This window comes from Limimaricola cinnabarinus (genome assembly GCF_047631075.1).
In the GTDB taxonomy this organism is placed as follows: Bacteria; Pseudomonadota; Alphaproteobacteria; order Rhodobacterales; family Rhodobacteraceae; genus Limimaricola; species Limimaricola cinnabarinus.
Window position 1 is genome coordinate 65,768 of record NZ_JBLHYX010000016.1, and the last position, 26,119, is coordinate 91,886.

Sequence of the window (26,119 nt, forward strand, 5' to 3'; positions counted from 1 at the left end):
GGTCAGGCCTTGTTCAGGAGAGCGAGCCGTAGCGCCAGCCCGGCGAAGATCGAGGCCGAGACGCGTCCCAGCCAGCGGTTGAACGCCGCCGAGCCGGCAAGGCGGCGGCCGACGCCGCCCGCGAAGACGCCCACCGCGCCATTGACGATGAGCCCGCCCAGCGACAGCACGGCACCGAGAGCGAGGAACTGCGGCAGCACGGGGCGCGCGGCGTCGGTGAACTGCGGCAGGAAGGCCAGCACGAAGAGGATCACCTTGGGGTTGGTGAGGTTGACGACGAAACCTTGCCGGAAAACGCGCGAGGGGTGCATGGTGCCAAGATCCTGCTGCGCCGCGTGGCCGCCGCGCAGCGTGGCGAAGGCAAGCCAGCCCAGATAGGCCACCCCGATCCAGCGGATCGCATCGAAAAGCCATGGCATCGCCGTCACGGCGGCCCCGAGACCCAGGCCCGCCAGCGTCACATGCCCAAGGACCGCCACCGCGATGCCCGCATCGGCGGCAAGCGCCGCGCGCGGCCCACCACGCAGGCCCTGCCCGAGGCAGAACATCATGTCGGCCCCGGGGGTAAGGTTGAGCGCCAGCGCCGCCGGGACGAAAGCCAGAAGCACGAGGGGGTCGATCATCGCGCCTCTCCGTCGAGCAGGGACCTTAGCAGCAGAAGGTCCGCCCAGGCCTCGCGCTTGGCGAGCGGGTTGGCCATCAGATGTGCGGGAGAGAAGATCGGTAGGGCGGGTCGGCCCAGCACCTTGTCCCAGCGGCCCCGCAGCCGGTGCAGCCCGCCGCCCTTCATCAACGCCGCGCAGGCGACCGATCCCATCACCACGAGGATCTCCGGGTCGGCCAGCTCGATGTGCCGATCGAGAAAGGGCCGCATCATCGCGAGATCCTTGGGGTCGGGCGCGCGGTCGCCGGGGCTGCGCCATGGCAGGACCGGGGCCATGTAGACCGCGCTGTCGGTATCTGGCGCCTCGACGGAGAGACCGATGGCGCCGAGCATCCGCTCGAGCAGCACAGCGGCGGGGCCCGCCACGGGCACGCCCGCGCGGTCCTCCTCGCGGTGCGGCGGATCAAGGAGCAGCATGACGCGGGCCTGCACTCGCCCGCCCGCGAAGACGAAGCTGCGCGCGCCGCGCCCGAGATCGCAGAACTCGAACCCTTCCATCGCGTCGGCGAGCGCCTCCAAGTCGGGCGCGGCGTCGGCGGCGGCGCGGGCGATGGCCACGGGATCGGGCTCTTCGAGCCGCGGGGGCGCGTGAGGGGCCGCTTGCTTGGTCGCGGCCATGGCGGGGCGCGCATCGGTGAGCGTATAGCGGTCGAGGGGCGCGTCGAGCATCGCCTCATCCGCGCCCATCTCGATCTGCCAGTCGAGCAGCGCCCGCGCGCTCCAGTAGTCCAGTGCCGATTCCATGCCGCGCAGGCTATGCCGGATCGCGGCGGGATGGCAGGGGGCTGTTGCGTCCCGGCGCGAGCGCGGCCCCGCGAGGACGCATCAGGCGTCGTTGTGCCGTTCGATCCAGCCGCGCAGGTCCTCGGCCTCGTGGCGCGCCTCGCGCAGCGCCTCCATCGCAGCGCGCAGTTCCGCCTCGGACTGGCGCAACTGGCCGGTCAGCTCGGCCTCGCGCTCCTCGACATAGGAGATCGCCTGATCGCGGGTCTCCTCCGCCTCGTGCAGCGATTGCGCCATGCGGTCCAGCTCGCCGATATCGGCGCGGGTGACGCGGGTGAAACGGTTCACCAGCCAGCTGGCGAACCAGCCGAGCGCGAAGGCGGCAAAGAGGATGACCGCCGTGGCGATGATGAACTCGGTTCTGTTCACGTCCTGTCCTTATTCGTCTGAAGCGTCGGACGGCCGCGCCCTCGGGCCGGTCGCGGGCCTGTCCATGACCTGCGGCGCGTCGGCGTCGGCGGTCTCGGGCTCGGGTCTCGTTTCGCCCTCCGGGGCATCCTCGTCGTCGTTCGACGCGGTCTCGTCCTCGCTCTGCGCACCGCTGAGCCGGAACTCGATCCGGCGGTTGGCCTCGCGGCCCGCCGAGGTGTCGTTGTCGTCGATCGGATCGGCTTCGCCGTATCCCACGGGGGTGAAGCCCGCCACCGGCACGCGGGCGCGGCGCAACGCCTCGACCACCGCGTCGGCGCGCTTCTGGCTCAGTTCGAGGTTCATCTCGTCGCGGCCCTGGCTGTCGGTATAGCCCGCCACCTCGATCTCCAGCTCCGGGCAGCGGCGCACGATTTCGGCGATGTCGTCGACCACGGGACGCGCCTCGGCGGTGATCGAGGCCGAGCCCGCATCGAAGGTGATCTTGGTATCGGCGGTGACGAAGGCGATCTGGCGCAGGCATTCCTCGGGGCTGGGCAGCCCCGCGATCGGGTCGAGCGATTCGCGATACGCCACGTCGATGTCGAAGCTGGCCCCTTGGCCCAGCTTGTCGGCCATCAGCCGCGCGATGTCGGCGCTCGCGGTCTTGCGTCCGGTGAGACCGGTGAGCGACACGCTGTCGGGGCCGACCGCGAGCTCGCCCTCGGCCAGAAGCGACAGCGCCTCGAGCCCGGTCAGCACCCGCACCGACCAGTCTCCCGGCAGGCCGCCGGTGACGCGCGTCGCCATCACGAGACCGTCGCCGCCGAACCGGGCACGGGCGAAATTCTCGACCGTGGTGTTGGCGAGCTGGTCGGCCAGCCGCCCCGACAGGCGCAGCTGCTTGTCCTTGGCAAGGGTGGCGGCGAACTCGGGCGCGCCCTCGGGACGGGCCTCGGGGGCCTCGGGCAGCACCGCTTCGAGCGCGAAGAGATCGGGCAGATCGTTCTCGAGCCGCCCCGCGATGCGCTCGAACGCCGCGGCGTCGGTGCCCTGCGCCGCGACGAGGGAGACATCCGCATCCGAGAAGGTGACGCTGCCCGCGCCAAGCTCGGCCAGCGCGGCGATGCCGCGCGCGACCGCCTCGCCCCACTGGCCCGACGGCACGCCGAGCCCGAGGGTGCAGTCGATCTCGGCTTCGGCGCCCGCCGCCTCGGCGGCGCCGGTGATGCGGCCCATCGCCTCGGCCGTGTCGGCCGAGCAGGCGTCGAAGCGCGCGCCGGCTTCGTCGATCACGAAGCGCGCGGTGAACGGCGTGATCACAGGGCGCGGCGCGCTGATCCTGAGCGCGAGCCGCACCGTGTCTGGCTTGAGCCGCGCCAGCTCGGTCTCGAGCTTGCGCTGCGCCTCGGGGCTGTCGGAGATCGCTTCGATGCGGACCCGGCCGGGCCGCACCGAGAGCTTGGAATGCGGCAGCGTCTGGAGCGCGCGGCCCGCGTAGCGCAGCGCCGCGGGCCATTTTTCGGGCACGGGATGGTCGGACACGTCGAGAAGATCCGACACGGGCAGGCCGCCGGCCGCCTCTTCCACCATCTCGATCAGCGCGGCGCGGTCGGTTGCGGCCGGGATCAGCCCGATCAGCGACACGCCGCTGTCGTTGCGCAGGATCTCGATCGCGAAATCGGGCGGCGGCGGGGTCTCGGCTTCGACCACCTGCATGTTGTCGATCACCCGGCTGGCATCGACGATGCCGCTCGCCGCCGAAATAGCGCGGAACCGCACCGCTTCGGTCGGGGCCGCGCCTTCGAGGATCACCTGCAGCCCGTCGGCCTGCACCTTTGCCCAGTCATGGCCCTGCGCGGCGAGGGCATCGCGCACCTGCTCGACCGAGACATCCTCGATCACGACGACGGCGGTGCGGGCGGCGATGGCCGACACCCCGCCGGCAAGGGCGAAGGCGGCGATGGCGGCGGCGAGGGGTGGGAGGCGCATCCGGGCTCCGGAAACTGTTGCGACCCGCGCCTTCTAGGGCGCGGGGGCGGCCAGATCAATCACAGTGCCAGAGCGGCGGCGGAAAACAGCACGGGCAGCAGCCCCGCATCGCGATTCGAACGAAACAGCCGTAGCAGCCCCGCATTGTCCGATGCATCGAATCGCGACAACTGCCATGACATGTGCCAGCCGATCGCCCAAGGCCCGCCCAGCGCCACCACCAGCGACAGCATCGAACGGTCGCGCGCCGCCAGCAGAACCGCGAAACCCATCAGCAGAACGGTCGCCACGAGAAAACCGCGCAGCCATGTCTTCGTGCGGTCGCCGAACAGCCGCGCGGTGGATTTCACGCCGATCAGCGCGTCGTCCTCGGCGTCCTGATGGGCATAGATCGTGTCGTAGAACAGCGTCCACGCGATGCCTGAGAGATAAAGAACGAGCGGCGCGAGGGAGAGCGAGCCGGCCAGTGCCGCCCAGGCCAGCAGCGCGCCCCAGTTGAAGGCGAGGCCGAGGAACACCTGCGGCCACCATGTGAACCGCTTGGCGAAGGGATAGATCGCCACGGGGACCAGCGAGGCGACGCCGAGCCAGATCGCGGCCCAATCGAAGGTGAGCAGGATGACCAGCGAGACCAGCGACTGCGCCGCCATCCAGATCAGCGCCTGCACCACCCGCACCTGTCCCGCGGGGATGGGCCGCGAGCGGGTCCGCGCGACCGCGCCGTCGATATGCCGGTCGGTCACGTCGTTCCATGTGCAGCCCGCGCCACGCATCAGGAACGCGCCAAGCGCGCATCCAAGGGCAATCCATGCTCCCTCCCAGCCGAACCGCCCGGTGGCGAGCGCGGCCAGCGCGAGACCCCACCAGCAGGGCAGCAGCAGCAGCCACGTGCCGATCGGCCTGTCGGCCCGGCTCAGCCGCAGATAGGGCCGCGCGGCGCGCGGGGCCCACCGGTCCACCCAGTTGCCCTGCACCGCATCCGCGACGGCTCCGCTTTCGGCCTCTGGCATCCGATCCGCCGGTTTCATATGGTCCGCCCCATGGCATCAAAAGTCCGGCTGTTTGTAGATCACCCTCTGGCCGAAGGGCAAACCGTTCCGCTGGAGGCGGCGCAGGCGCACTACCTCTCGGGGGTGATGCGACTTCCGATGGGGAGTGTCATCTCGGTCTTTGACGGGCGATCGGGCGAATTCGACGCCACGCTTGCGCAGGCCAACAAGCGCGGCGGCAGCCTCGAGATCGGCGCGAAGACCAAGGCGTTCATGCCGCCGCCCGACCTGTGGCTGTGTTTCGCGCCGATCAAGAAGGCACGCACCGACTTCATCGTCGAGAAGGCCGCCGAGATGGGCGCGTCGCGCATCGTCCCGGTGCTGACCGCGTTCACTAATTCTGAGAGAGTGCGCACCGACCGGCTGCAGGCCCATGCGATCGAGGCCGCCGAGCAATGCGGCGGCACCTATGTGCCGCAGGTGGCCGAGCCGGTGAAGCTGGCCAAGCTGCTCGACGGCTGGCCCGAGGGACGTCGCCTGATGTTCTGCGACGAGGCGCTGGTGGGCGAGAGCGGCGCGCTGCCCGACGCGCCGGGGCCATGGGCGGTGCTGATCGGGCCGGAGGGCGGGTTCTCGGACACCGAGCGCAGCCGGCTGCGCCGCCTCGATCATGCGCATCCCGTGAGCTTGGGCCCGCGCATCCTGCGCGCCGATACCGCCGCCGTGGCGGCGCTGACGCTGTGGCAGATGCGCTTGGGGGACTGGCAGTGACACGTTCTGAGCCGAAGCGCGCGGCCTTGGCCGGGCATGAGTATTTCGAGTGTAAAGTCGGGCGAGGCGATGGCCGATCTGTTGCGCCCTGAGGCCCGCGCGGCGCTGTGGCGCGGGCGCGAGGTGATTGCGGGTCTGGCCGTGCTGGGCCTCGGGCTGTGGTGGGCGCTCACGAGCTTTGGCATCCTGCAATGGCTGGGCTGGGGCCTTGCCGCGCTGGGCGCGGGGCTGATGGTGGGCGGCGTGCAGCGCTGGCGCTTTCGGCAGGAAGGGCGGGGGCCGGGCCTTCTCAGGATCGATGAGGGGCGCGTGGCCTATATGGGGCCGCTCACCGGTGGCACGATGGATCTCGACGCGGTGCGCCGCCTCAGGCTCGATCGGCGCGCCAAGCCCGCGCATTGGCTTTTGGAGAGCGGGAACGAGGTGCTGGCGATTCCGGTGACCGCCGATGGGGCCGAGACGCTGTTCGATGCCTTCGCGGCGCTGCCGGGGCTCAGGCATGGTCGCATGATCGAGCTTCTCAATGGCGAGACGCCGGACGTGGTGACGGTCTGGACCCGGCCCGCCCGGCTCACCGTCGTCTGAGGATCGCGGGCGATCGATGGGGGATTCTGTGCGGGGGCGCAAAGACCCCGCGCGCGAAACCGCGCGGCCTCTCCATTGACTTATGGCCCCATGCGCGACACCTGTAGCCCCGCCTCGCACGATAGGAGCCAGCGCCATGTCCATCCCTCAATCCGGCGGCGGGCCGATCGAGCACCATTCCCAACTCGCCGAATATCTCGCCTCCGGCTGCAAGCCCGAGAGCGATTGGCGCATCGGCACCGAGCACGAGAAGTTCGGCTATTGCCGCGACAGCCTGAAGCCGCTGCCCTATGAGGGGCCACGCTCGATCCGCGCCATGCTCGAAGGGATGCGCGACCGCTTCGGCTGGTCGCCGGTCGAGGAGCAGGGCAAGCTGATCGGGTTGGAGCGCAACGGTGCCAACATAAGCCTCGAGCCGGGCGGGCAGTTCGAGCTGTCGGGCGCGCCGCTCGAGACGATCCACCAGACCTGCGACGAGGTGAACAGCCACCTCGCCGAGGTGAAGGAGATCGCCGACGAAATCGGCGTCGGCTTCATCGGGCTGGGTGCCGCGCCCCAGTGGTCCGAAGACCAGATGCCGATGATGCCGAAAGGCCGCTACCGGCTGATGACCGATTACATGGACCGCGTCGGCACCCATGGAAAGCAGATGATGTACCGCACCTGCACGGTGCAGGTGAATCTTGACTTTTCCTCCGAGGCGGACATGGTCAAGAAACTGCGCGTGGCGCTGGCGTTGCAGCCGGTGGCGACCGCGCTTTTCGCCAACTCGCCCTTCTTCGACGGCAAGCCCAACGGCATGAAATCCTGGCGCTCGCGGATCTGGCGGGGCCTGGACGATTCGCGCACCGGGATGCTGCCCTTCGCCTTCGAGGAGGGCATGGGCTTCGAGCGCTATGTCGATTGGGTGCTCGATGTCCCGATGTATTTCGTCTACCGCGACGGGAAATACATCGACGCGCTGGGCCAATCCTTCCGCGACTTCCTCAAGGGCGAGCTTCCGGCGCTGCCGGGCGAGAAGCCGACGCTCTCGGACTGGGCCGATCACCTGACCACGGTGTTCCCAGAGGCGCGGGTCAAGAAGTTCATCGAAATGCGCGGCGCCGATGGCGGTCCGTGGCGCCGGCTCTGCGCGCTGCCCGCCTTCTGGGTCGGGCTGACCTATGATCAGGGCGCGCTCGACGCGGCGTGGGACATGGTCAAGGGCTGGGACGCCGAGACCCGCGAGGCGCTGCGCGTGGCGGCCGCCGAGCAGGGGCTCCAGGCACGAGTGAACGGCCTGTCCATGCATGATCTGGCGCGGCAGGCGGTCGAGATCGCCGAGGCCGGTCTCAAGGCGCGGGCCCGGCCCGGCGCGGGCGGGCTGGTGCCCGACGAGACGCATTTCCTGAACGCGCTCAAGGAAAGCATCGAGACGGGCCGCACGCCCGCGGATGAACTGCTCGAGGAATACTATGGCGCATGGGGCGGCGATCTGGACCGCATCTATACCGCGCATTCCTACTGAGAGATCCGCGGCCCGTTCCGGCGGGCCGCGCGCTTCAGTTCAGGCGCGGAAAGCCGTGGGTTTCGGAGCGGTGGTCGAGCATGCGCCGCCGGTCGATCGCCGCGTTGTGGCGGCGGATCATCACCGGCAGCCGCGGCAGGTCGATCAAAAGCCACAGCACGGTCACCGCCAACCCCACGACGGTGACGGCCAGCATCAGCATCATCGCGCCTGACCCGGTCCGGCCCATGTAGAATCGATGCGCGCCCAGCGGCCCGAGAAAAATTGCCAGCAGCATGGCAGTGGTGAGGTTCTTGTGCCGCTGCGGCTCCTCTGCCGGGGGAGGCTGTTTCCAGTCCTTGGACATTGCTGGCAAACTCGTGACTATCGTTACCTGTCGTGCGTATGAACGACCTCAGGATCATCCCCCCTTTGCCGGGGAGAGGCAACGCGGCAAGGGTATAGGTCTATTTCCTGCCGATGCGCGGCTCGGTGCCGGCGCGCAGCCGCGCGATGTTGGGGGCGTGCCGGGCGTAGAGGATCAGCGCCAGTACGAGGCTGAGCAGCACAATCCGCCCATCTCCGAAGAGCAGCGAATAGAGCGGCGCGAAACCCGCGGCCAGAAGCGCCGCGAGCGAGGAGTAGCGGAACGCGAAGGCGGCGGCGAGCCACGTGGCGCAGGCCGCGAGGCCCACGGGCCAGCTCAGCGCGATCAGCAGGCCGAGGATCGTCGCCACCCCCTTGCCGCCGCGAAACCGCAGCCAGATCGGGTAGCAATGCCCGGCGAAGGCCGCGGCCCCCGCGATCTGCGCCGCGTCCTCGGCGGCGAAGATCCGCGCGAGGATGACGGCGGCGATCGCCTTGCCCGCGTCGAGCAGCAGCGTCGCGATGGCAGCAGCTTTCGAGCCGGTGCGCAGCACGTTGGTGGCGCCGATATTGCCCGATCCGATGGCGCGCACGTCGCCCAGTCCCATGGCACGGGTGATGATGAGGCCGAAGGGGATGGAGCCCAGAAGGTAGCCGATCACCGCCCAGAGGATCAGCAGGGCGGTCGTGGTCTCCATCACGGGCATCAGCAGGTCTCCGTCACGCTCCGACCTGCAACCCAGGTCCCGAGGACCTTGCCCTCCAGCCGGGCCCCGTCAAAGGGGGTGTTGCGCGATTTCGAGCGGAGTGTGGCCCGATCGAGCACGAAGGGCGCGTCGGGGTCGAACCAGACCAGATCGGCGGGCGCGCCCTCGGTCAGCCGACCCGTCTCCAGCCCCAGCCGCCTCGACGGGTTGAGCGATAGCGCCCGGAACAGGCCGGGCAGGTCGATCACCCCGCCATGCACCAGCCGCATCGAGGCGGGCAGGAGGGTCTCCAGCCCCACCGCGCCCGAGGCCGCCTCCTCGAAGGGCAGACGCTTGCTTTCCTCGTCCTGCGGCGTGTGCATGGAGCACAGGATGTCGATGAGGCCCGAGGCCAGCGCCTCGCCCACCGCCATGCGATCCTCCTCGGCACGCAGCGGCGGCTTGAGCTTGAAGAAGCTGCGGTAGTCGGCGACGTCGAGCTCGTTCAGCGTCAGGTGATGCACCGACACCCCCGCCGTGATGTCGAGACCGTTGTCCTTGGCCCGCTCCAGCGCCGGAAGCGCCCGCGCCGTGGTGATCTGGTCGGCGTGGTAGCGCGCGCCCGTCATCTCCAGAAGCGCGATGTCACGGTCGAGCGCCATGCGCTCGGCCATGGGCGACACGCCCGGCAGGCCGCGCAGCGAGGCGAACTTGCCCGAGGTGACGACGGCGCCCTTCGACAGGCCCGGCTCCTGCACATGCGCCATCACCAGCGCATCGAGCGAGCGGGCATAGGCCAGCGCGCGGGAAAACACCTTGGTGTCGGTGACGACGCGGTCGCAATCTGTGAAGGCCACCGCGCCCGCGTCGCGCAAAAACCCGATCTCGGTCATCTCACGCCCTTCGCGGCCCTTGGTCAGCGCCGCCATCGGCAGCACCCGGACCGGGCTGTCCTCGCGGGCGCGGCGCACCACGAATTCGAGCGTTTCGGGCGTGTCGATGCTGGGCAGCGTGTCGGGGCGGGTGACGATGGTGGTGACGCCGCCGGCGGCGGCGGCGCGCCCGGCAGAGGCAAAGCTCTCCTTGTGCCGCTCGCCCGGCTCGGACACCTTGACCCCGAGATCGACGATCCCCGGCGCGAGGCATTTGCCCCGGCAGTCGATCACCTCCTCCGCCTGTGGCAGATCACCGCTCTCGATCACGGCCTTGATACGGCCATCCTCGACCAGCAGCGCGCCGCGCGTCTCGCCGCGCTCGGGGTCGATCAGCCGGGCATTGGTGAAAAGAATGCTCATGCCATCACTCCGGTCTCGGTCCGCGCCGCGCGCGCGTTGCGTGCCAGAAGGTCCATCGCCGCCATGCGCACGGCGACGCCCATCTCGACCTGCTCCTGGATCACGGAGCGGTTGATGTCGTCGGCGATGGTGCCGTCGATCTCGACGCCCCGGTTCATCGGCCCGGGATGCATCACGATGGCGTCGGGCTTGGCATGGGCCAGCTTTGCGGCATCGAGGCCGTAGCGGTGGAAATACTCGCGCTCCGACGGGATGAAGCCGCCATCCATCCGTTCTTTCTGCAGCCTGAGCATCATCACCACGTCGACGTCGCGAAGGCCCTCTTCCATGTCGTCGAACACCTCGACGCCGAACTCGGCCACCCCCGAGGGCATCAGGGTCGGTGGCGCGATGAGGCGGATGCGGTTTTCCATCTTGCCCAGGAGCATGATGTTCGAGCGCGCGACGCGGCTATGCGCGATGTCGCCGCAGATCGCGATGGAAAGCCGGTGCAGCCGCCCCTTGGCCCGGCGGATGGTAAGCCCGTCGAGCAGCGCCTGCGTCGGGTGCTCGTGCCGCCCATCGCCCGCGTTGAGCACCGAGCAGTTGACCTTCTGCGCCAGCAAGTCGACCGCGCCGGAGTTCGGGTGCCGCACGACCAGCAGGTCGGGGCGCATCGCGTTGAGCGTCAGCGCCGTATCGATCAGCGTCTCACCCTTCTTCACCGAACTGGCCTGCATCGCCATGTTCATCACGTCCGCCCCGAGCCGCTTGCCCGCGATCTCGAAGCTGGCCTGCGTGCGGGTCGAATTCTCGAAGAACATGTTGATCTGGGTCAGCCCCGCCAACACGTCGCGCGGCGCGCGGCCCTGCCGGTTCAGCTCGGCGTAATGCTGGGCGGTGTCGAGAAGCTCGGTGATCTCGGTTGGGTGCAGGGGCTCGATCCCGAGCAGGTGGCGGGCACGGAAGGTCATGGGCAAGGCTCCGGGATGCTGCGCGCGCCTTATAGGGCCGGGGCGGGCGCCGCGTAAAGCGGCGGGGCCGCACTGGGGGGGCGATGCGCGCCAGCGGATCGACAGCATGATCCGCGCGTGCGAGACCTGCGCCGCACCGGGACGGAGCCGGACGGCAAGGGAGACATCGATGCGAGGCAGCCTCAAGACAACGCTGCGGGAGCTTTACGAGGGTGAGACCTCGCGGGCGCATAGCTTTCGCTACTGGCTTCTGGGCTTCGATCTCATGGCGATCCTCTTTGTCGTCGTCACCTCCTTCACGTCTTACGGGCCTTGGATTCAGGTGGTCGATATCGCCTTCGGTCTGGTGATCATCGTCGACCTGGCCGCCCGCGTCTGGCTGGCCCCGCGGCCGTGGCGGTTCCTTGTCTATCCCACGACTCTCGCCGATCTGGTAAGTGCGGTTTCCTTCTTTGCGCCGCTCGCAGGCGAGGGTTTTGCCTTTCTGCGGGTGGTGCGGATGCTGCGGCTCTTGCACATGTACCAGATGCGGGACCGGCTACGGCAGGATTTCCGCTTCTTTCGTGAAAGCGAGCAGGCGTTGGTCGCGGCGACCAATCTCGGCGTCTTCATCTTCGTGATGTCGGGCCTCGTCTTTGCCACGCAGCACCGCACCAGCCCCGATATCGGCAATTACGCCGACGCGCTCTATTTCACGGTGACGGCGCTGACGACGACGGGCTTCGGCGACATCACCCTTCAGGGCACTTGGGGGCGGATGATCTCGATCGCCATCATGATCTGCGGCGTCACGCTGTTTTTGCGGCTGGCCCAGGTGCTGTTTCGCCCGCTCAAGGTGCGCGAACCATGCCAGACCTGCGGCCTCGTGCTGCACGATGCGGACGCGGTGCATTGCAAGCATTGCGGCACCAACATCCACATCGAGACCGAAGGCGAGATCTGAGGCCGGGTCCCACCGTCAGGGCGTGAGGCCGGTGCGCGACAGGTAGATCCGCACCGCTTCCTGCACATGACGGAACCGGTCGCCGCCCAGATGCTTGCCGCCATACCAGCGGGTCACGACGATGATGTGCCCCTCCACCGCGTCGCGCTCCAGCATGCGCAGGATCACCATGCCCGCGCCGCTTTCGCCGTCATCGCCCTTGAGCGGGCCATCCGCCGTCAGCAGCCCCCAGCTGTTATGGGTGGCCTTGGCGAACTTCTTGCGGCGCTGCAGCTCCTTGAGAAACCCCTTGGCCTCGGCCTCCGAGGCGCAAGGGCCGCCGGAAACCGCGTATTTCGAGCCGCGATCGCTGATGATGTTCTCGAACACATGCATGGTGCCGGCCTAGAGGCCGGGCGGGCTTGGATCAAGCGAAGGCAGGGCGGCCTTCAGTCGCGCGGGGCCGCCGCGCGCCGGAGCCGGTCGTTGATCGCGCGGCCCAGCCCGTGGTCGGGGATGGGGGCCACGGCGATCCGCTCAGCCCCCATCGTGTCGAGCCGGTGCAGGCAATCGAAGAGATTGGCCGCCGCCTCTACAAGGTCGCCCGAGCGCGACAGGTTCATGTCCGCCCCGAGCGGGCCGAAGCCGAGATAGGTCTCGCCCGGCTCGGTTTCGGTAGCATCGAGCCGCACCGTGCCGCGCGGCGCGTAATGCGACACGAGCTGTCCGGGGGCGGTGGGCGCGGTAGAGGGTGCGACGGGGCCGAGCGCCAAGGATGCGCCGAGGCAGGCCTCGATCGCCTCCGCCGGGAGCCCACCCGCGCGCAGCAGCACCGGTGCCTCCCCGATGCAGTCGAGGATCGTGGATTCGAGGCCGACGCCGCAGGGTCCGCCATCGAGCACCGCGTCGATCCGGCCCGCCAGCCCCGCCAGCACGTGCGCGGCGGTGGTCGGGCTGATGCGGCCCGACGGGTTGGCCGACGGGGCCGCCACCGGCAGCGCCGCCTCGCGCAAAAGCGCCTGCGCCAGCGGGTGATCGGGCACCCGCACCGCCAGCGTGTCGAGCCCCGCCGTCACCAGTTTCGAGATCCCGGCATAGGGCCGGATCGGCAGCACCAGCGTCAGCGCGCCGGGCCAGAAGGCGGCGGCGAGACGGCGCGCGGTGTCGTCCAGCACGCAATAGGCCTCGACCGCCTCGGCGTCGGGCAGATGCACGATCAGCGGGTTGAAGCTGGGCCGCCCCTTGGCTTGATAGATCCGCGCCACGGCGGCATCGTCGCTTGCGTCGCCGCCAAGCCCGTAGACCGTCTCGGTCGGAAAGGAGACGAGCCCGCCCCGGCGCAGCATTTCGGCGGCACGCTTGAGGCCGGTCTCGTCGGGATCGAGGTGTCGGGTCATGACGTGGCGTCCTGGTTGCGAGGTCGGGGGGCGGCGTATCAGTCTGCGTTTGCAGCGGTATCCGACCCCCGGAATGCCACGCGCCAGAGGAAGCCCGCAATGCCCTTTCATGCCCCAGTCGAGGATTTCCGGTTCATTCTGGAGCACGTGATCGGCTTTTCCGACGTGGCCGCGACCGCGCGCCACGCCGAGATGACCTCCGACGTGACCGACGCGATCCTGACCGAGGCGGCGCGGATGTGCGACGATATCCTCGCGCCGCTCAACCGGGCGGGGGATCTGTCGGGCGCGCGGCTCGAAAACGGCGTGGTGCGCACCTCGCCGGGCTATGCCGAGGGTTACCGCGCCATCGCCTCGGGTGGCTGGGTCGGCATGGCCGCCGACCCCGAGCATGGCGGCATGGGCCTGCCGATGGCGCTGGCCACCTGCGTCAACGAGATGATGGGCGGGGCCTGCCTTGCGCTGCAGCTCAACCCGCTGATGACGCAGGCCGAGATCGAGGCGCTGGAGCATCATGCCAGCCCCGATCTTCAGGCGCTCTATCTGCCCAAGCTGATCTCCGGCGAATGGTGCGGCACCATGAACCTGACCGAACCGCAGGCCGGGTCGGATGTGGGCGCGCTCAGGACCCGGGCCGAGCCGGATGGCGAAGGGACCTACCGGATCACCGGGCAGAAGATCTACATCACCTGGGCCGACAACGACTTTTCCGACAACGTAGCGCATATGGTGCTGGCGCGGCTTCCCGATGGCGCGGCGGGGACCAAAGGAATCTCGCTGTTTCTCGTGCCCAAGCTCATCCCGGATGCGAGTGGCAGGCCCGGCGAGGCCAATTCCTTGCGCGTGGTCAGCCTCGAGCACAAGCTCGGCATCCACGGCTCGCCCACGGCGGTGATGGAATACGACGGGGCCAAGGGCTGGCTGGTGGGCGAACCCCATGCCGGAATGGCCGCGATGTTCACCATGATGAACACCGCCCGGCTCGGCGTCGGCAGCCAGGCCGTGGGCGTGGCCGAGGCAGCGACGCAGGCGGCTTTGGCCTACGCGATGGATCGCAAGCAGGGTCGGGCCGGCGGCTCGGGCGCGATCGTCGAGCATGCCGATGTGCGCGCGATGCTGGCGCGCATGCGGGCCGAGACCTTTGCCGCCCGCGCGATCACGCTGGCCTGCGCCAAGGCGATCGACCTTGGCCGCGAGGGGCGGGCCGCCGAGACGGCGCGCGCGGCGCTGCTGACGCCGATCGCCAAGACTTTCGGCACCGAGACCGGGATCAACGTCGCGGATCTGGGCATCCAGGTGCATGGCGGCATGGGCTTCATCGAGGAGACAGGGGCCGCGCAGTTCCTGCGAGACGCGCGGATCACCGCGATCTACGAGGGCACCAACGGCATTCAGGCGATGGACCTCGTGGGCCGCAAGATGATGGATGGCGGCGAGGCGGCCTTCAGGCTCTTCGACGAGATCGAGGCAGGGGCCGAGGCCGCGCGCGAAATGGTGCCCGATCTGGCCGAGCCGGTGTGGCAGGCCGCCGAGCAGATGCGTGAGGCGACCGAATGGCTCGTGGCGCGCGAGGTGTCTGCGCGTTTCGCCGGTGCGATGCCTTACCTGCGCGCCTTCGCCCGGCTCTTGGGCGCGCATTATCACCTGCAGGCGGCACGGGCCGGCAATGGCAAACGCAAGCGGCTCGCCGCCTTCTACATCCAGCGAATGCTGCCCGAACTGTCGGCGCATCTAGCGGCGCTTCGGGCCGGAGAAGGCTGCGTGATGGCATTGGGGGCCGAAGACCTGACCCCATGAGGCGTCGAAACTCCGGCTCCACCCAGGGCATTGGAACATGAGGCCGCCCAAGGCATCGAGCCGCTGACCCCGCTTGAGCCGTCTGGACGCCGCGGGCGCGCTACGCCATCACGGGGGTCATGACACAGAACATGCGCGCCCGAACTCCGTTCGACGAACCTCCCGTCCCCGGCACCGCGACCGAGGTCGCCCCCGGCGTGCTGTGGATGCAGCTGCCGCTGCCTTGGGCGCTCAACCACGTGAATGTCTATGCGCTCGACGACGGCGATGGCTGGACCGTGATCGACACGGGTCTCGATACCACGAAGATCCGCGAGGTCTGGGAGGCGCTGCTCTCGGGCTCCTTGGGCGGGCGTCCGCTGCGGCGGGTGGTGGTGACGCATCACCACCCCGATCACGTGGGTCTCGCGGGGTGGCTCGCCGCACGCGGGGCAGAACTGGTGATGCCGCGCACCGGCTACCTGCTGTCACGGATGCTCCGGGGCGAGGAGCAGAGCCTGCCGCCCAAACCGGTGGTGGCGTTCTGGAAGCGCGCGGGCATGGATGCCGAGCTTCTGGCGCAGCGCCGCACCGAGCGGCCCTTCAACTTCACCGACTGGGTGGCGCCGCTGCCGCTCTCCTACGCCCGCATCCGCGAGGGTGACCGGCTCCGCATCGGCGGGCGTGACTGGCTGATCCGCATGGGCGAGGGCCATGCGCCGGAGCACGCGACCTTCTGGCAGGAGGGCGGCGATCTGGTGATCGGCGGCGACCAGCTGCTGCCGGGCATCAGCCCCAATCTCGGCGTGCAGCCGACCGAACCCGAGAACGACCCCGTCACCGACTGGATCGAGGCCTGCGAGCGGCTGGCCGCCTTCGCCCGGCCCGATCAACTCGTGCTGCCCGGCCACAAGAAGCCCTATCGCGGCCTGCCCGAGCGGCTGGCGCAGATGGCGCAGGGACATCGCGACGCGCTCGATCGGCTGGTGGGCCACCTCGCCGTGCCGCGCACCGGCGGCGACTGCTTCGCGCCGCTGTTTCGCCGCTCGGTGACGCGCGACAGCTACGGCCTCGCGCTGGCCGAGGCGCTGGGCCACCTGAACGCTTTGGTGGCGCAAGGCCGGGCCCTGCGCGAGATGGGCGATGACGGGGCGTGGCGCTGGAGGGCTGTATGATCGAGATCTTCGATGAAAGCTTTCCGCTCGCCCGTGCCTTCACGATCAGCCGTGGCAGCCGCAGCGCGGCGCGAGTGCTGAGCGTGCGGATTTGCCGCGAAGGCTTCGAAGGACGGGGTGAGGCTGTGCCATACGCGCGCTATGGCGAGAGCCTCGCCAGCGTTCGAGCGCAGGTGGAAGCGCTGCCGGAGGGGGTGTCGCGACAGGAATTGCAGGAGGCCCTGCCACCGGGAGCCGCGCGTAACGCAGTGGATTGCGCGCTATGGGATCTGGAGGCGAAGCGGACGGGCGTTCCGGTCTGGCGGCTCGCCGGACTGACGCGGCCGGAGCCGGTCGTCACCGCCTATACGCTCTCGCTCGATACGGCCGAAGCGATGGAGGCTCGCGCCCGCGAGGAGGCGCATCGCCCGATCCTCAAGATCAAGCTCGGCACGCCCGACGACATGCCCCGGCTCGAAGCCGTGCGGCGCGGCGCGCCCCGCGCCACCATCATCGTCGATGCCAACGAGGGCTGGAGCGCCGCGATCCATGCCGACCTTGCGCCGCATCTGCAACGGCTCGGCGTGGCTCTGGTCGAGCAGCCGCTGCCTGCGGGGGAGGACGCGGCGCTGATCGGCCTCGCGCGTCCGGTGCCGGTCTGCGCGGATGAAAGCTGCCATGACCGCGCCTCGCTGCCGGGACTGGCTGGCAAGTACGACATGGCCAACATCAAGCTCGACAAGACCGGCGGGCTGACCGAGGCGCTCGCCTTGCGCGATGCGGCGCGGGCGGCGGGGTATGACATCATGGTCGGCTGCATGGTCGGCTCATCGCTGGCGATGGCGCCCGCGCATCTGGTGGCGCAGGGCGCTTCGGTCGTCGATCTCGACGGGCCGCTGCTGCTGGCGCGCGACCGCGAGCCGGCGATGCGGCACGACGCGCAAGGGCTGCACCCGGCCGAGCCCGCGCTCTGGGGCTGATCCCTCTGGCATCGCGCCTCCCCCTGCGGCAGAAGGGGGCGAGAGCCAACAGGAGAGCGCCATGACCCGCACCGTCTATGTCAACGGAGAGTACCTGCCCGAGCACGAGGCCAAGGTGTCCGTCTTCGACCGCGGCTTCCTGATGGCCGACGGGGTCTACGAGGTGACGAGCGTGCTTGGCGGCAAGCTGATCGATTTCGAGGGCCATGCGAAGCGGCTCGCGCGCTCACTCTCCGAGTTGCAGATCCGCAAGCCGATGGAGGACGAGGCGCTTCTCGATATTCATCGCGAGCTGGTGGCGCGCAATGACATCGATGAGGGGCTGATCTATCTCCAGATCACCCGCGGTGCGCCGAATGACCGTGATTTCATCTTCCCACCCAAAGACACCGAGCCGACCGTGGTATTGTTCACCCAGTCCAAGCCCGGCCTCGCCGATAGCCCGGCGGCCAAGACCGGTCTCAAGGTGATCTCGATCCCCGACATCCGCTGGGGCCGCCGCGACATCAAGACGGTGCAGCTTCTCTACCCCTCGATGGGCAAGATGATGGCCAAGGCGGCGGGCGCCGATGACGCGTGGATGGTCGAGGAGGGCGCGGTGACCGAGGGCACCTCGAACAACGCCTATATCGTCAAGGGCAACACCATCGTCACCCGGCATCTGGGCAACGAGATCCTGCACGGCATCACCCGCGCCGCCGTGCTGCGTTTTGCCCGCGAGGCGCAGATGCAGGTCGAGGAGCGCGCTTTCACCATCGAGGAGGCGCAGGACGCCGACGAGGCGTTCATCACCTCGGCTTCGACCTTCGTGATGCCGGTGGTGGAGATCGACGGGGCGCAGATCGGTGCGGGCAAGCCGGGCCGGGTGGCGAGCCGCCTGCGCGAGATCTATATCGAGGAAAGCCGCAAGGCGGCGCTCTGACACCGGGGGAGGCCCGCATGGACCATCCGCTGATCGATCATATCAGCCGCGTCATCGCCAAGGCGGAAAGGGACGGGGCCTTCGACAACCTGCCCGGTGCGGGCAGGCCGATCGCCGATCTGCACGCGCCCGGTGACGCGGTGCTCGACCGGTTGATGCGCGAATCGGGCGCCAAGCCAAAGGGCGTCACGCTCAGCCGCGAGATCGCCGAGGCGAAGGCGCGGTTGGCGGAGCTGACCGGCGAGGACGCGAGACGCGAGGAGATGCGCCGCCTCGCCGATCTGGAAATGCGGCTCGCCCTTGAGATGGAGGCGATGCGCCGCCACGGCTGATGGCTCAGCCCTCGCTCGCCTCGTGCTTTTGCGCCGCGTCGAAGGCGGCGCGGGTCGCGTCCGTCGCCTCGGTCTGGTGCCGGGCGCGCCAGTCGTCATAGGGCATGCCGTAATAGGCCTCGCGCGCCTCGTCCTTCGACAGCTCAAGGCCGCGCTCGGCCGCCGCCTCCTGCGTCCAGCGCGAAAGGCAGTTGCGGCAGAATCCGGCCATGTTCATCAGATCGATGTTCTGCACGTCAGGGCGCTCCTCCATCAGGTGCTTTCGCAGCCTGCGGAACGCCGCTGCCTCGATCTCGGTGCGGGTCGTCTCGTCGATCTCGTCCATCCGGCTCATGATCGGTCTCCCTTATAGTCCCGTCTCGCGAAGTATGTCGCGCAGCGCCGGTGCCAAGCGTTCGGCCCATGCGATCTGCCCCGCCTCTTCCTCGATCAGGTCGTTGCGCACCTCGATCAGGACGTTGGGGCGGCCCTCGGAGAGGGCGTGACGGTCGATGGAATCGCCCGGCAGATGGCCCGAATAGGGTTCGTTGTCGCCCACCATCAGCTCCGCGTCCTCGCGCAGCCGCGCGATCAGCGGATCGGCAAGGCGCGAATCGAGATGGCTGTGCAGGATGGCGACCTGCCAGGGGCGGAACGGACGGCCCCGAAGCTGCGAAACATAGCTGTGGATCGCCACCACCACCGTGTCGTCGCGCCGTGTGGCCAGCGCCTCGTAGGCCTCATGGTAGGGCCGGTGCAGCCGCGCCAGCCGCTCTTCGGTTTCTTGGGGTCCCGCATGGCGGTTGCCGGGGATGATCGAGCCGTCATAGAGCTTCATCAGCAGGGTGGGGTCGTCCTCGCCCCGGTTGGGATCGATCACCAGCCGCGAGAATTTCGACAGGATCGCCGGTGCGTCGAGCCGTTCGGCCAGCGCCTCGGCCAGACCTGCGGCCCCGACATCCCAAGCGATGTGGCGCGCCATGTCCGAGGCAGGCAGGCCCAGATCGCCGCCTGAAACCCAAGGCGGCACGTGGTTGCTGGCGTGGTCGCAGGTGACGAGCCAACGGGAGCGGCGCTTCTCGCCGAGAATGTGATAGGCTTCCGAGGTCATGAAATCCAGTGTACTCCGCTGTCGTTCGCTCTGGTGTCGCACGGGCAGTTGTGACGCGGGCCGATTTGCGCAATAACGGCGCCGAACCGGCACTGGTAGCGGTAACGGATATTTCCGCTGCCCGGTCGAACACTTATCGCGTCCATTGGGACAGTCGAGAGGATCCTATCGATGAAGCGCCATCGCAATGTGAAAATCGTGGCCACGCTGGGACCGGCGTCGAGCACCTACGAGGTGATCCGCGCCCTGGTCGAGGCTGGCGCCGACGTGTTCCGTCTCAACATGAGCCATGGCGCGCATGACGAGATCCGCGCGCGCCACGCGATCATCCGTCAGGTCGAAGAAGACCTCGACACGCCGATCGGCATTCTCGCGGACCTTCAGGGCCCCAAGCTGCGCGTCGGCGCCTTCGCCAATGGCGAGGAAGAGCTGGTGCCCGGCGCCGATTTCCGGCTCGACCTCGACGAGGCCGAGGGCGACGTGACCCGCGTGCGGCTGCCGCACAAGGAGATCTTCGACGCGCTGGAGCCCGGCGCCTCGCTTCTGGTCAACGACGGCAAGATCCGCCTCAGGGTCAAGGATTGCGGCGCCGACTTCGCCAATTGCGAAGTGGTCGTCGGCGGCACCATTTCGAACCGCAAGGGCGTGAACGTCCCCGACGTGGTGCTGCCGCTGGCGGCGCTGTCGGAAAAGGACCGCAAGGATCTCGAATTCGTCTGCGACCTCGGCGTCGACTGGCTGGCGCTCAGCTTCGTGCAGCGTGCTGCCGACGTGGAGGAGGCGCGCGAGCTGTGCCGCGGCCGCGCCGCGATCCTGTCCAAGATCGAAAAGCCCGCCGCCGTGAAGGCCTTCAACGAGATCCTGAGCGTCTCCGACGGCATCATGGTCGCGCGCGGCGATCTGGGCGTGGAGCTTCCGGTCCAGAACGTGCCGCCGATCCAGAAGCGCCTCGTGCGCCGCTGCCGCGCCGCCGCCAAGCCGGTGATCGTCGCGACGCAGATGCTCGAATCGATGATCGAAAGCCCGATGCCGACCCGCGCCGAGGTCTCGGACGTCGCCACCGCGATCTACGAGGGCGCCGACGCGATCATGCTCTCGGCCGAATCAGCCGCCGGGCAGTATCCGATCGAGGCGGTCGCGACGATGGACAACGTCGCCCACGAGGTCGAGACCGACAGCACCTACCGCGAGATCATCGAAAGCTCGCGCAAGGTCGCGCACAACTCGGTCGCCGACGGCATCGTCGCCGCCGCGCGCGAGATCGCCGAGACCACCAACGTCAAGGCGATCTGCTGCTTCTCGCAATCGGGCACCACGGCGTCGCTGGTGGCGCGCGAGCGTCCGCGCGTGCCGATCCTCGCGCTGACCTCGATCCGCAGCACGGCGCGCCGCCTGTGCCTGACATGGGGCACCAACTGCGTTGTCACCGGCGAGGTCGACCGCTTCAAGATGGCCGTGGTCAACGCCGCGCGCTGCGCGCGCGAGCAGGGGCTCGCCACCGAGAAGGACCTGATCGTGGTGACGGCGGGCGTGCCCTTCAACACGCCCGGCACCACCAACATCCTGCGCGTCGCACCCTGCGACGAGCGGCTGATCTTCAACGCCGATCCCGAATGAGGGCAGGGGGCAACCCCCCTTGCCTTGATCTCGCGCGCCGCCTATACGGCGCGCTCACCCCGTTCGTCCGGCCTTCTTGGCATGCCGAGGCGAACGGTCCCACCACCGTTCCGGAAGGGAGATGGAAATGCCCAAGATGAAGACGAAGTCGAGCTGCAAAAAGCGGTTCAAGGTGACGGCCTCGGGCCGGATCAAGGCCGGTCAGGCAGGCAAGCGCCACGGCATGATCAAGCGCAGCACGAAGTTCATCCGTGACGCACGTGGAACCACTGTTCTGGCCAAGGCTGATGAGAAGATCATCAAGCCGATGATGCCCTACGCGCGCTAAGGAGACCCGGATATGAGCCGCACCAAAGGTGGAACCGTCACCCATCGCCGTCACAAGAAGATCCTGGACCAGGCGAAGGGCTATTACGATCGCCGCTCCAAGACCTTCAAGGTGGCCAAGCAGGCCGTCGACAAGGCGAACCAGTACGCGACCCGTGACCGCAAGAACCGCAAGCGCAACTTCCGCGCCCTGTGGATCCAGCGGATCAACGCCGGTGTCCGTTCGTTCGACGAGCAGATGACCTATTCGCGCTTCATCAACGGCCTGTCGCTCGCCGGGATCGAGGTGGACCGCAAGGTTCTCGCCGATCTCGCGGTGCACGAGCCCGAGGCGTTCAACGCGATCGTCGACAAGGCGCGCGCCGCTCTGGCCTGATCGGCCGTTCGAGAGCGAAAGAATTCGAAGCCGCGCCACCCCCGACGGGGTCGCGCGGCTTCTTGCGTTTCGGGACGGGGCTGCTAGTCCGGACCGGCAGAAAAGGGTGACGACATGGACGATCTTCGAGACAGGTATCTGGGGCTGATCGCCGAGGCCGGCGACGAGGCGGGCATCGAGGATCTGCGCGTGCGCGCGCTGGGCAAGAAGGGCGAGATCTCGGGCCTGATGAAGACGCTGGGCGGCATGAGCCCCGAGGAGCGTCAGGAGCAGGGGCCGAGGCTCAACGCGCTCAAGACCGAGATCGCCGACGCGCTCTCGGCACGCAAGGCCTCTCTCGCGGACGCGGCGCTGGAGGCGCGGCTCAAGACCGAATGGCTCGACGTGACGCTGCCCACCCGTCCTGCGCGCCAAGGCACGATCCACCCGATCAGCCAAGTGACCGAGGAGGTCGTCGCGATCTTCGCCGACATGGGCTTCTCGGTGGCCGAAGGCCCGCAGATCGAGAGCGACTGGTACAATTTCGACGCGCTCAACATCCCCGGCCACCACCCGGCCCGCGCCGAGATGGACACCTTCTACACGCACCGCGCCCCGGGCGATCACCGCCCCCCGCACGTGCTGCGCACCCATACCTCGCCGGTGCAGATCCGCTCGATGGAAGAGAACGGCGCGCCCATTCGCATCATTTGTCCGGGCCGCGTTTACCGCGCCGATTACGACCAGACCCACACCCCGATGTTCCATCAGGTCGAGGGCCTCGCCATCGGCACCGACATCACCATGGCGAACCTCAAATGGGTGCTGGAGGAGTTCCTCTCGGCCTTTTTCGGCAAGCCGGTGAAGACCCGCTTCCGCGCCTCGCACTTCCCCTTCACCGAGCCTTCGGCCGAGGTCGACATCCAATGCTCGTGGCAGGACGGTACCGTAAAGGTGGGCGAGGGCGACGACTGGCTCGAAGTGCTCGGCTCCGGCATGGTGCACCCCAAGGTGCTGCGCAACGCCAAGATCGATCCGGAAAAGTATCAGGGCTTCGCCTTCGGCCTCGGCATCGACCGTCTGGCGATGCTGAAATACGGCATCCCCGACCTGCGCGCCTTCTTCGAGAGCGACCTGCGCTGGCTGAAGCATTACGGCTTCGCAGCGCTGGATGTGCCGACGTTGAGGGAGTGAAAACGATCTAATGGAGGTTAATCCAATCTACAGTGCGATCCTCCAGTCGGTTGCTACCATAGCTGTGGCTGCCCTAAGCGCTTACTGGGTGACGCGGCGGGAAACTAGGCTGCAAGCGGACCGGCAATTTGAAAAGTTTCGGGACGACCGTTTGGAGCTGTACGTCCAATATATCGCTGCAATGGACGAGGCATATACTAGTTGCATCTTTGCCATTGAGGAGGGCTTCAATAAGCAAGATGACTTCAGTGATGCTTATTATGGCAAAACTAAAGAGAGCGTGCATGCTGTGGTAAGAAACCTTCTGCATCTTCAGGCAATGTCTGATAAAGTCAGAATTAGTGCTCCCTTATCAGTTGGTAGCGCGTGCGATAAAGTCGGGCCCGCATTTCAAGATGTTATTTCTTTTATTGTGGGTGGTGGCGGCGGTGCATTCCATAGGGCTTTAACCGAAGATAGACCGGTTCCTTTTCTAGATCTCAAATCTAAAGCTATTGAGGCGATGTATGATGATCTCAGAGTCATTGAGGGATCTAGTGATCGCAAGAACTATTATTCAAAGGCTTCAAATTTCAATATTCTTGCTAAGTCGCGAGATGGAGTAAACCCATGAAATTCACCCTCTCTTGGCTCAAGGACCATCTCGACACCACCGCGACCATCGACGAGATCGCCGAGGCGCTGACCGATCTCGGGCTTGAGGTCGAAGGCATCGAGAACCCCGCCGCCGCGCTCAAGGACTTCGTCCTCGGCAAGGTCGTCGCCGCCGAGCGCCACCCCGACGCCGACAAGCTGCAGGTCTGCCGCGTCGAGCTGCCCGGTGGCGAGGACCAAATTATTTGCGGCGCGCCCAACGCGCGGCAGGGCATCACCGTCGTCGTCGCGCGGCCCGGAACCTATGTTCCCGGCCCCGACTTCACCATCGGCGTCGGCAAGATCCGCGGCGTCGAGAGCCACGGCATGATGTGCTCCGAGCGCGAGCTGGGCCTCGGCGACGCGCATGAGGGCATCATCGAGCTGCCCTCGGGCGAGGTGGGCCAGAGCTTTGCCGACTGGCTGGCCGAGAACGATCCCGCCAAGGTCGACCCGGTGATCGAGATCGCGATCACGCCGAACCGCGGCGACGCGCTCGGCATCCGCGGCATCGCCCGCGACCTCTCGGCGCGCGGTATCGGCACGCTGAAGCCGCTCGAAGTCAACGCTGTGCCGGGTGGCTATGATTGCCCCATCGGCGTCGAAATCGCGCCCGACACCCGCGACGGCTGCCCGATCTTCGCGGGCCGCGTCATTCGCGGCGTGAAGAACGGCCCCTCGCCGGACTGGCTGCAGGACCGGCTGCGTGCCATCGGCCTGCGCCCGATCAGCTTCCTCGTCGATGTCACCAACTACATCACCTATGACCTGAACCGGCCGCTCCACGTCTTCGACGCCGACAAGGTCGCGGGCAACCTGCGGGTGCACCGCGCGATGGGCGGTGAAAGTTTCCCGGCGCTCGACGACAAGACCTACACGCTCGACCACGGCATGATCGTCATCTCCGACGACAACGGCGTCGAGAGCCTCGCGGGCATCATGGGTGGGGCCGACACCGGCGTCACCGAGGAGACGACAGACGTCTTCGTCGAAAGCGCGCTGTGGAACCCGGTTCAGATCGCGCTCACGGGGCGGGCGCTGCGCATCCATTCCGACGCGCGGCAGCGCTTCGAGCGCGGCATCGACACCGATTTCGTGACAACCGGGTTGCAGATCGCGGTGCGGATGATCGTCGATCACGCGGGCGGCGAGGCGTCGAAGATGGCGATCGCGGGCGCCACGCCGGACACCAGCCGCGCCTACCGCTTCGATCCCAAGGCGGTGACGAAGATCGTCGGCATGGACATCCCCGTGAAGGAGCAGCGCCAGACGCTCGACCGGCTGGGCTTCCGGCTCGATGACGGCATGGCGCATGTGCCGGCCTGGCGCTCGGACATCCAGGGCGAGGCCGATCTGGTCGAGGAGGTCGCGCGCGTGGCCTCTCTGTCCAAGCTCAAGGGCGTGCCGCTGCCGCGTCCCGAGGGTGTGGCCAAGCCGGTGCTGACGCCGATGCAGGCGCGGCTGTCAAAGGCGCGGCGCACCACCGCGGCGCTCGGCTACGACGAATGCGTCACCTACAGCTTCATCGACGCCGAAGCCGCGGCGCTGTTCGGCGGCGGCTCGGACGCGACCCGGCTCGAAAACCCGATTTCGTCGGAGATGAGCCACATGCGCCCCGATCTGCTGCCGGGCCTCTTGCGCGCCGCCGCGCGCAATCAGGCGCGCGGGCAGGGCGATCTGGCGCTGTTCGAGGCAGGTCACGTGTTCTGGGGCGGCGAGCCGGGCGAGCAGCGGCTGGCGGTGGCGGGCCTTTTGACCGGCAAGACCGGGCCTAAGGACGTGCATAACGCGTCGCGCCCCGTGGACCTCTTCGACGCCAAGACCGATGCCGAGGCGGTGCTGGCTTCGATGGGTGCGCCTGCCAAGGTACAGATCCTGCGCGGGGCCGAGGGCTGGTGGCATCCGGGCCGTCACGGGCGGATCTGCCTCGGGCCCAAGAAGGTGCTCGGCGTCTTTGGCGAGTTGCACCCCAAGGTGCTTGCCACGCTCGACGTGAAGGGCCCGGCGGTCGCCTTCGTGCTGTTCCCCGAGGAGGTGCCGCTGCCGCGCCAGAACGGCAACGCGCGCCCGGCCTTCACGCCGCCCTCACTGCAGCCGGTCGAGCGCGACTTCGCCTTCGTGGTCGATGCGCAGGTCGAGGCGCTGACGCTGGTGAACGCGGCTCAGGGTGCTGACAAGGCGTTGATCTCGGATGTGCGGGTCTTCGACCAGTTTCAGGGCGGCTCGCTTGGCGAGGGGCGCAAATCCATCGCCATCACGGTGCGGCTGCAGCCCACCGAGGCGACGCTCACCGAGAAGGAGATCGAGGCGGTGGGCGCGAAGATCGTCGACAAGGTGGCCAAGGCCACGGGCGGAGAGCTGCGCGGCTGATCGCTTTCGCCGGATGAGCCAAGACAGGGGCGGGCCGATGGTCCGCCCCTGTCTTGGCTCAAGGGCCGCGCCCGCCCACCTTCGAGCGCCGTAAGATGCGCCTCTTTCGCCCCTCGCACTATGTATGGGCCG

28 protein-coding genes are annotated in these 26,119 nt (G+C 68.1%); 15 read left to right on the top strand and 13 right to left on the bottom strand.

From position 1 onward, the window contains the following. Nucleotides 1-2 precede the first annotated feature (2 nt). The 5 genes from ACJASC_RS13475 to ubiA form a co-directional block, all read right to left on the bottom strand. Entirely contained in the window at nt 3-623 is a 621-nt protein-coding gene (locus ACJASC_RS13475) for a LysE family translocator (protein ID WP_415146485.1), read from the bottom strand. After that, entirely contained in the window at nt 620-1,408 is a 789-nt protein-coding gene (locus tag ACJASC_RS13480; protein WP_415146486.1) for a uracil-DNA glycosylase, read from the bottom strand. The genes ACJASC_RS13475 and ACJASC_RS13480 overlap by 4 nt, the downstream gene beginning before the upstream one ends. 81 nt (nt 1,409-1,489) lie before the next feature. Beyond that, entirely contained in the window at nt 1,490-1,816 is a 327-nt protein-coding gene (locus ACJASC_RS13485) for a hypothetical protein (RefSeq protein WP_021693643.1), read from the bottom strand. 9 nt (nt 1,817-1,825) lie between these two features. Further along, entirely contained in the window at nt 1,826-3,787 is a 1,962-nt protein-coding gene (locus ACJASC_RS13490) for an OmpA family protein (protein WP_415146487.1), read from the bottom strand. Between the two features lie 59 nt (nt 3,788-3,846). After that, on the bottom strand, nt 3,847-4,815 hold the full coding sequence (ubiA, locus tag ACJASC_RS13495) for a 4-hydroxybenzoate octaprenyltransferase (protein ID WP_045319853.1): 969 nt from the start codon (nt 4,813-4,815) through the stop codon (nt 3,847-3,849). A gap of 12 nt (nt 4,816-4,827) precedes the next feature. On the opposite strand from ubiA, the gene ACJASC_RS13500 reads away from it, so the two are divergent. The 3 genes from ACJASC_RS13500 (at nt 4,828) to ACJASC_RS13510 (ending at nt 7,639) form a co-directional block, all read left to right on the top strand. After that, nucleotides 4,828-5,547 (top strand): 16S rRNA (uracil(1498)-N(3))-methyltransferase, encoded by a 720-nt coding sequence (locus tag ACJASC_RS13500; RefSeq protein WP_415146488.1) that lies wholly within the window; start codon nt 4,828-4,830, stop codon nt 5,545-5,547. A 36-nt stretch (nt 5,548-5,583) separates the two neighbouring features. Then, nucleotides 5,584-6,132: a hypothetical protein gene (locus ACJASC_RS13505; RefSeq protein ID WP_415146489.1), complete on the top strand. Its 549-nt coding sequence runs from the start codon at nt 5,584-5,586 to the stop codon at nt 6,130-6,132. 136 nt (nt 6,133-6,268) lie between these two features. Further along, nucleotides 6,269-7,639, top strand: a complete 1,371-nt coding sequence (locus tag ACJASC_RS13510) for a glutamate--cysteine ligase (RefSeq protein ID WP_415146490.1) — start codon at nt 6,269-6,271, stop codon at nt 7,637-7,639. Nucleotides 7,640-7,673: 34 nt separating this feature from the next. On the opposite strand, the gene ACJASC_RS13515 is transcribed toward ACJASC_RS13510, so the two are convergent. The 4 genes from ACJASC_RS13515 to ACJASC_RS13530 all read right to left on the bottom strand — a co-directional run bounded on the left by ACJASC_RS13515 (nt 7,674) and on the right by ACJASC_RS13530 (nt 10,918). Beyond that, nucleotides 7,674-7,985 (bottom strand): TM2 domain-containing protein, encoded by a 312-nt coding sequence (locus ACJASC_RS13515; RefSeq protein ID WP_021693637.1) that lies wholly within the window; start codon nt 7,983-7,985, stop codon nt 7,674-7,676. A 100-nt stretch (nt 7,986-8,085) separates the two neighbouring features. Then, entirely contained in the window at nt 8,086-8,691 is a 606-nt protein-coding gene (gene plsY / locus ACJASC_RS13520) for a glycerol-3-phosphate 1-O-acyltransferase PlsY (protein WP_415146491.1), read from the bottom strand. Continuing rightward, nucleotides 8,691-9,965 carry a dihydroorotase gene (pyrC, locus tag ACJASC_RS13525; RefSeq protein WP_415146492.1) on the bottom strand — a complete coding sequence of 425 codons (1,275 nt, stop codon included), beginning with the start codon at nt 9,963-9,965 and terminating at the stop codon, nt 8,691-8,693. Before pyrC ends, plsY begins: the two co-directional genes overlap by 1 nt. After that, nucleotides 9,962-10,918, bottom strand: a complete 957-nt coding sequence (locus ACJASC_RS13530) for an aspartate carbamoyltransferase catalytic subunit (protein ID WP_415146493.1) — start codon at nt 10,916-10,918, stop codon at nt 9,962-9,964. Before ACJASC_RS13530 ends, pyrC begins: the two co-directional genes overlap by 4 nt. 169 nt (nt 10,919-11,087) lie before the next feature. Between ACJASC_RS13530 and ACJASC_RS13535 the strand changes: the two genes are divergently transcribed. Then, nucleotides 11,088-11,861, top strand: coding sequence for a potassium channel family protein (locus ACJASC_RS13535; protein WP_415146494.1), 774 nt, complete (start codon nt 11,088-11,090; stop codon nt 11,859-11,861). A 15-nt stretch (nt 11,862-11,876) separates the two neighbouring features. On the opposite strand, the gene ACJASC_RS13540 is transcribed toward ACJASC_RS13535, so the two are convergent. Beyond that, complete coding sequence (locus tag ACJASC_RS13540; RefSeq protein WP_415146495.1) at nt 11,877-12,236, bottom strand: YigZ family protein; 360 nt, start codon at nt 12,234-12,236, stop codon at nt 11,877-11,879. Nucleotides 12,237-12,289: 53 nt separating this feature from the next. Further along, nucleotides 12,290-13,237 (bottom strand): L-threonylcarbamoyladenylate synthase, encoded by a 948-nt coding sequence (locus ACJASC_RS13545; RefSeq protein WP_415146496.1) that lies wholly within the window; start codon nt 13,235-13,237, stop codon nt 12,290-12,292. A gap of 99 nt (nt 13,238-13,336) precedes the next feature. On the opposite strand from ACJASC_RS13545, the gene ACJASC_RS13550 reads away from it, so the two are divergent. The 5 genes from ACJASC_RS13550 to ACJASC_RS13570 all read left to right on the top strand — a co-directional run bounded on the left by ACJASC_RS13550 (nt 13,337) and on the right by ACJASC_RS13570 (nt 18,401). Continuing rightward, nucleotides 13,337-15,034 carry an acyl-CoA dehydrogenase gene (locus ACJASC_RS13550; RefSeq protein ID WP_415146497.1) on the top strand — a complete coding sequence of 566 codons (1,698 nt, stop codon included), beginning with the start codon at nt 13,337-13,339 and terminating at the stop codon, nt 15,032-15,034. Nucleotides 15,035-15,165: 131 nt separating this feature from the next. Next, nucleotides 15,166-16,188 carry an MBL fold metallo-hydrolase gene (locus ACJASC_RS13555; RefSeq protein ID WP_415146498.1) on the top strand — a complete coding sequence of 341 codons (1,023 nt, stop codon included), beginning with the start codon at nt 15,166-15,168 and terminating at the stop codon, nt 16,186-16,188. Then, on the top strand, nt 16,185-17,147 hold the full coding sequence (dgcA, locus tag ACJASC_RS13560; RefSeq protein ID WP_415146499.1) for an N-acetyl-D-Glu racemase DgcA: 963 nt from the start codon (nt 16,185-16,187) through the stop codon (nt 17,145-17,147). Before ACJASC_RS13555 ends, dgcA begins: the two co-directional genes overlap by 4 nt. Before the next feature lie 61 nt (nt 17,148-17,208). Next, nucleotides 17,209-18,069: a D-amino-acid transaminase gene (locus ACJASC_RS13565; protein ID WP_415146500.1), complete on the top strand. Its 861-nt coding sequence runs from the start codon at nt 17,209-17,211 to the stop codon at nt 18,067-18,069. Between the two features lie 17 nt (nt 18,070-18,086). After that, nucleotides 18,087-18,401, top strand: a complete 315-nt coding sequence (locus ACJASC_RS13570; protein ID WP_415146501.1) for a DnaJ family domain-containing protein — start codon at nt 18,087-18,089, stop codon at nt 18,399-18,401. Nucleotides 18,402-18,405: 4 nt separating this feature from the next. On the opposite strand, the gene ACJASC_RS13575 is transcribed toward ACJASC_RS13570, so the two are convergent. Both ACJASC_RS13575 and ACJASC_RS13580 read right to left on the bottom strand, forming a co-directional pair. After that, nucleotides 18,406-18,726, bottom strand: a complete 321-nt coding sequence (locus ACJASC_RS13575) for a DUF1244 domain-containing protein (protein ID WP_415146514.1) — start codon at nt 18,724-18,726, stop codon at nt 18,406-18,408. A gap of 21 nt (nt 18,727-18,747) precedes the next feature. Further along, a complete protein-coding gene (locus tag ACJASC_RS13580; RefSeq protein ID WP_415146502.1) occupies nt 18,748-19,491 on the bottom strand; it encodes an N-formylglutamate amidohydrolase in 744 nt (247 codons plus the stop codon). A gap of 171 nt (nt 19,492-19,662) precedes the next feature. Here ACJASC_RS13580 and pyk point away from each other — a divergent pair, with 171 nt between their 5' ends. The 6 genes from pyk to pheT all read left to right on the top strand — a co-directional run bounded on the left by pyk (nt 19,663) and on the right by pheT (nt 25,987). Beyond that, entirely contained in the window at nt 19,663-21,108 is a 1,446-nt protein-coding gene (gene pyk / locus ACJASC_RS13585) for a pyruvate kinase (protein WP_415146503.1), read from the top strand. A gap of 127 nt (nt 21,109-21,235) precedes the next feature. Then, a complete protein-coding gene (gene rpmI, locus ACJASC_RS13590) occupies nt 21,236-21,436 on the top strand; it encodes a 50S ribosomal protein L35 (RefSeq protein ID WP_021693619.1) in 201 nt (66 codons plus the stop codon). A 12-nt stretch (nt 21,437-21,448) separates the two neighbouring features. Beyond that, nucleotides 21,449-21,811 (top strand): 50S ribosomal protein L20, encoded by a 363-nt coding sequence (gene rplT, locus ACJASC_RS13595; RefSeq protein ID WP_021693618.1) that lies wholly within the window; start codon nt 21,449-21,451, stop codon nt 21,809-21,811. Between the two features lie 114 nt (nt 21,812-21,925). Beyond that, on the top strand, nt 21,926-22,984 hold the full coding sequence (pheS, locus tag ACJASC_RS13600) for a phenylalanine--tRNA ligase subunit alpha (RefSeq protein WP_415146504.1): 1,059 nt from the start codon (nt 21,926-21,928) through the stop codon (nt 22,982-22,984). A gap of 10 nt (nt 22,985-22,994) precedes the next feature. After that, nucleotides 22,995-23,597: a hypothetical protein gene (locus tag ACJASC_RS13605; RefSeq protein ID WP_415146505.1), complete on the top strand. Its 603-nt coding sequence runs from the start codon at nt 22,995-22,997 to the stop codon at nt 23,595-23,597. Then, a complete protein-coding gene (pheT, locus tag ACJASC_RS13610; protein WP_415146506.1) occupies nt 23,594-25,987 on the top strand; it encodes a phenylalanine--tRNA ligase subunit beta in 2,394 nt (797 codons plus the stop codon). Before ACJASC_RS13605 ends, pheT begins: the two co-directional genes overlap by 4 nt. The last annotated feature ends 132 nt before the right edge of the window (nt 25,988-26,119 follow it).

Excerpts from the sequence above, each read along its gene's own strand:
- ACJASC_RS13555 (WP_415146498.1), top strand. The coding sequence starts at position 15,166 with ATGCGCGCCCGAACTCCGTTCGACGAACCTCCCGTCCCCGGCACCGCG.
- ACJASC_RS13535 (WP_415146494.1), top strand. The coding sequence starts at position 11,088 with ATGCGAGGCAGCCTCAAGACAACGCTGCGGGAGCTTTACGAGGGTGAG.
- ACJASC_RS13530 (WP_415146493.1), bottom strand. The coding sequence starts at position 10,918 with ATGACCTTCCGTGCCCGCCACCTGCTCGGGATCGAGCCCCTGCACCCA.
- ACJASC_RS13480 (WP_415146486.1), bottom strand. The coding sequence starts at position 1,408 with ATGGAATCGGCACTGGACTACTGGAGCGCGCGGGCGCTGCTCGACTGG.
- ACJASC_RS13500 (WP_415146488.1), top strand. The coding sequence starts at position 4,828 with ATGGCATCAAAAGTCCGGCTGTTTGTAGATCACCCTCTGGCCGAAGGG.
- ACJASC_RS13575 (WP_415146514.1), bottom strand. The coding sequence starts at position 18,726 with ATGGACGAGATCGACGAGACGACCCGCACCGAGATCGAGGCAGCGGCG.
- plsY (WP_415146491.1), bottom strand. The coding sequence starts at position 8,691 with ATGCCCGTGATGGAGACCACGACCGCCCTGCTGATCCTCTGGGCGGTG.
- ACJASC_RS13505 (WP_415146489.1), top strand. The coding sequence starts at position 5,584 with ATGAGTATTTCGAGTGTAAAGTCGGGCGAGGCGATGGCCGATCTGTTG.
- ACJASC_RS13550 (WP_415146497.1), top strand. The coding sequence starts at position 13,337 with ATGCCCTTTCATGCCCCAGTCGAGGATTTCCGGTTCATTCTGGAGCAC.
- rplT (WP_021693618.1), top strand. The coding sequence starts at position 21,449 with ATGAGCCGCACCAAAGGTGGAACCGTCACCCATCGCCGTCACAAGAAG.
- ACJASC_RS13490 (WP_415146487.1), bottom strand. The coding sequence starts at position 3,787 with ATGCGCCTCCCACCCCTCGCCGCCGCCATCGCCGCCTTCGCCCTTGCC.
- pheS (WP_415146504.1), top strand. The coding sequence starts at position 21,926 with ATGGACGATCTTCGAGACAGGTATCTGGGGCTGATCGCCGAGGCCGGC.
- ACJASC_RS13515 (WP_021693637.1), bottom strand. The coding sequence starts at position 7,985 with ATGTCCAAGGACTGGAAACAGCCTCCCCCGGCAGAGGAGCCGCAGCGG.
- ACJASC_RS13545 (WP_415146496.1), bottom strand. The coding sequence starts at position 13,237 with ATGACCCGACACCTCGATCCCGACGAGACCGGCCTCAAGCGTGCCGCC.
- ACJASC_RS13570 (WP_415146501.1), top strand. The coding sequence starts at position 18,087 with ATGGACCATCCGCTGATCGATCATATCAGCCGCGTCATCGCCAAGGCG.
- rpmI (WP_021693619.1), top strand. The coding sequence starts at position 21,236 with ATGCCCAAGATGAAGACGAAGTCGAGCTGCAAAAAGCGGTTCAAGGTG.
- ACJASC_RS13540 (WP_415146495.1), bottom strand. The coding sequence starts at position 12,236 with ATGCATGTGTTCGAGAACATCATCAGCGATCGCGGCTCGAAATACGCG.
- pyk (WP_415146503.1), top strand. The coding sequence starts at position 19,663 with ATGAAGCGCCATCGCAATGTGAAAATCGTGGCCACGCTGGGACCGGCG.
- ubiA (WP_045319853.1), bottom strand. The coding sequence starts at position 4,815 with ATGAAACCGGCGGATCGGATGCCAGAGGCCGAAAGCGGAGCCGTCGCG.
- ACJASC_RS13510 (WP_415146490.1), top strand. The coding sequence starts at position 6,269 with ATGTCCATCCCTCAATCCGGCGGCGGGCCGATCGAGCACCATTCCCAA.
- dgcA (WP_415146499.1), top strand. The coding sequence starts at position 16,185 with ATGATCGAGATCTTCGATGAAAGCTTTCCGCTCGCCCGTGCCTTCACG.
- pheT (WP_415146506.1), top strand. The coding sequence starts at position 23,594 with ATGAAATTCACCCTCTCTTGGCTCAAGGACCATCTCGACACCACCGCG.
- ACJASC_RS13605 (WP_415146505.1), top strand. The coding sequence starts at position 22,995 with ATGGAGGTTAATCCAATCTACAGTGCGATCCTCCAGTCGGTTGCTACC.
- ACJASC_RS13565 (WP_415146500.1), top strand. The coding sequence starts at position 17,209 with ATGACCCGCACCGTCTATGTCAACGGAGAGTACCTGCCCGAGCACGAG.
- ACJASC_RS13475 (WP_415146485.1), bottom strand. The coding sequence starts at position 623 with ATGATCGACCCCCTCGTGCTTCTGGCTTTCGTCCCGGCGGCGCTGGCG.
- pyrC (WP_415146492.1), bottom strand. The coding sequence starts at position 9,965 with ATGAGCATTCTTTTCACCAATGCCCGGCTGATCGACCCCGAGCGCGGC.
- ACJASC_RS13580 (WP_415146502.1), bottom strand. The coding sequence starts at position 19,491 with ATGACCTCGGAAGCCTATCACATTCTCGGCGAGAAGCGCCGCTCCCGT.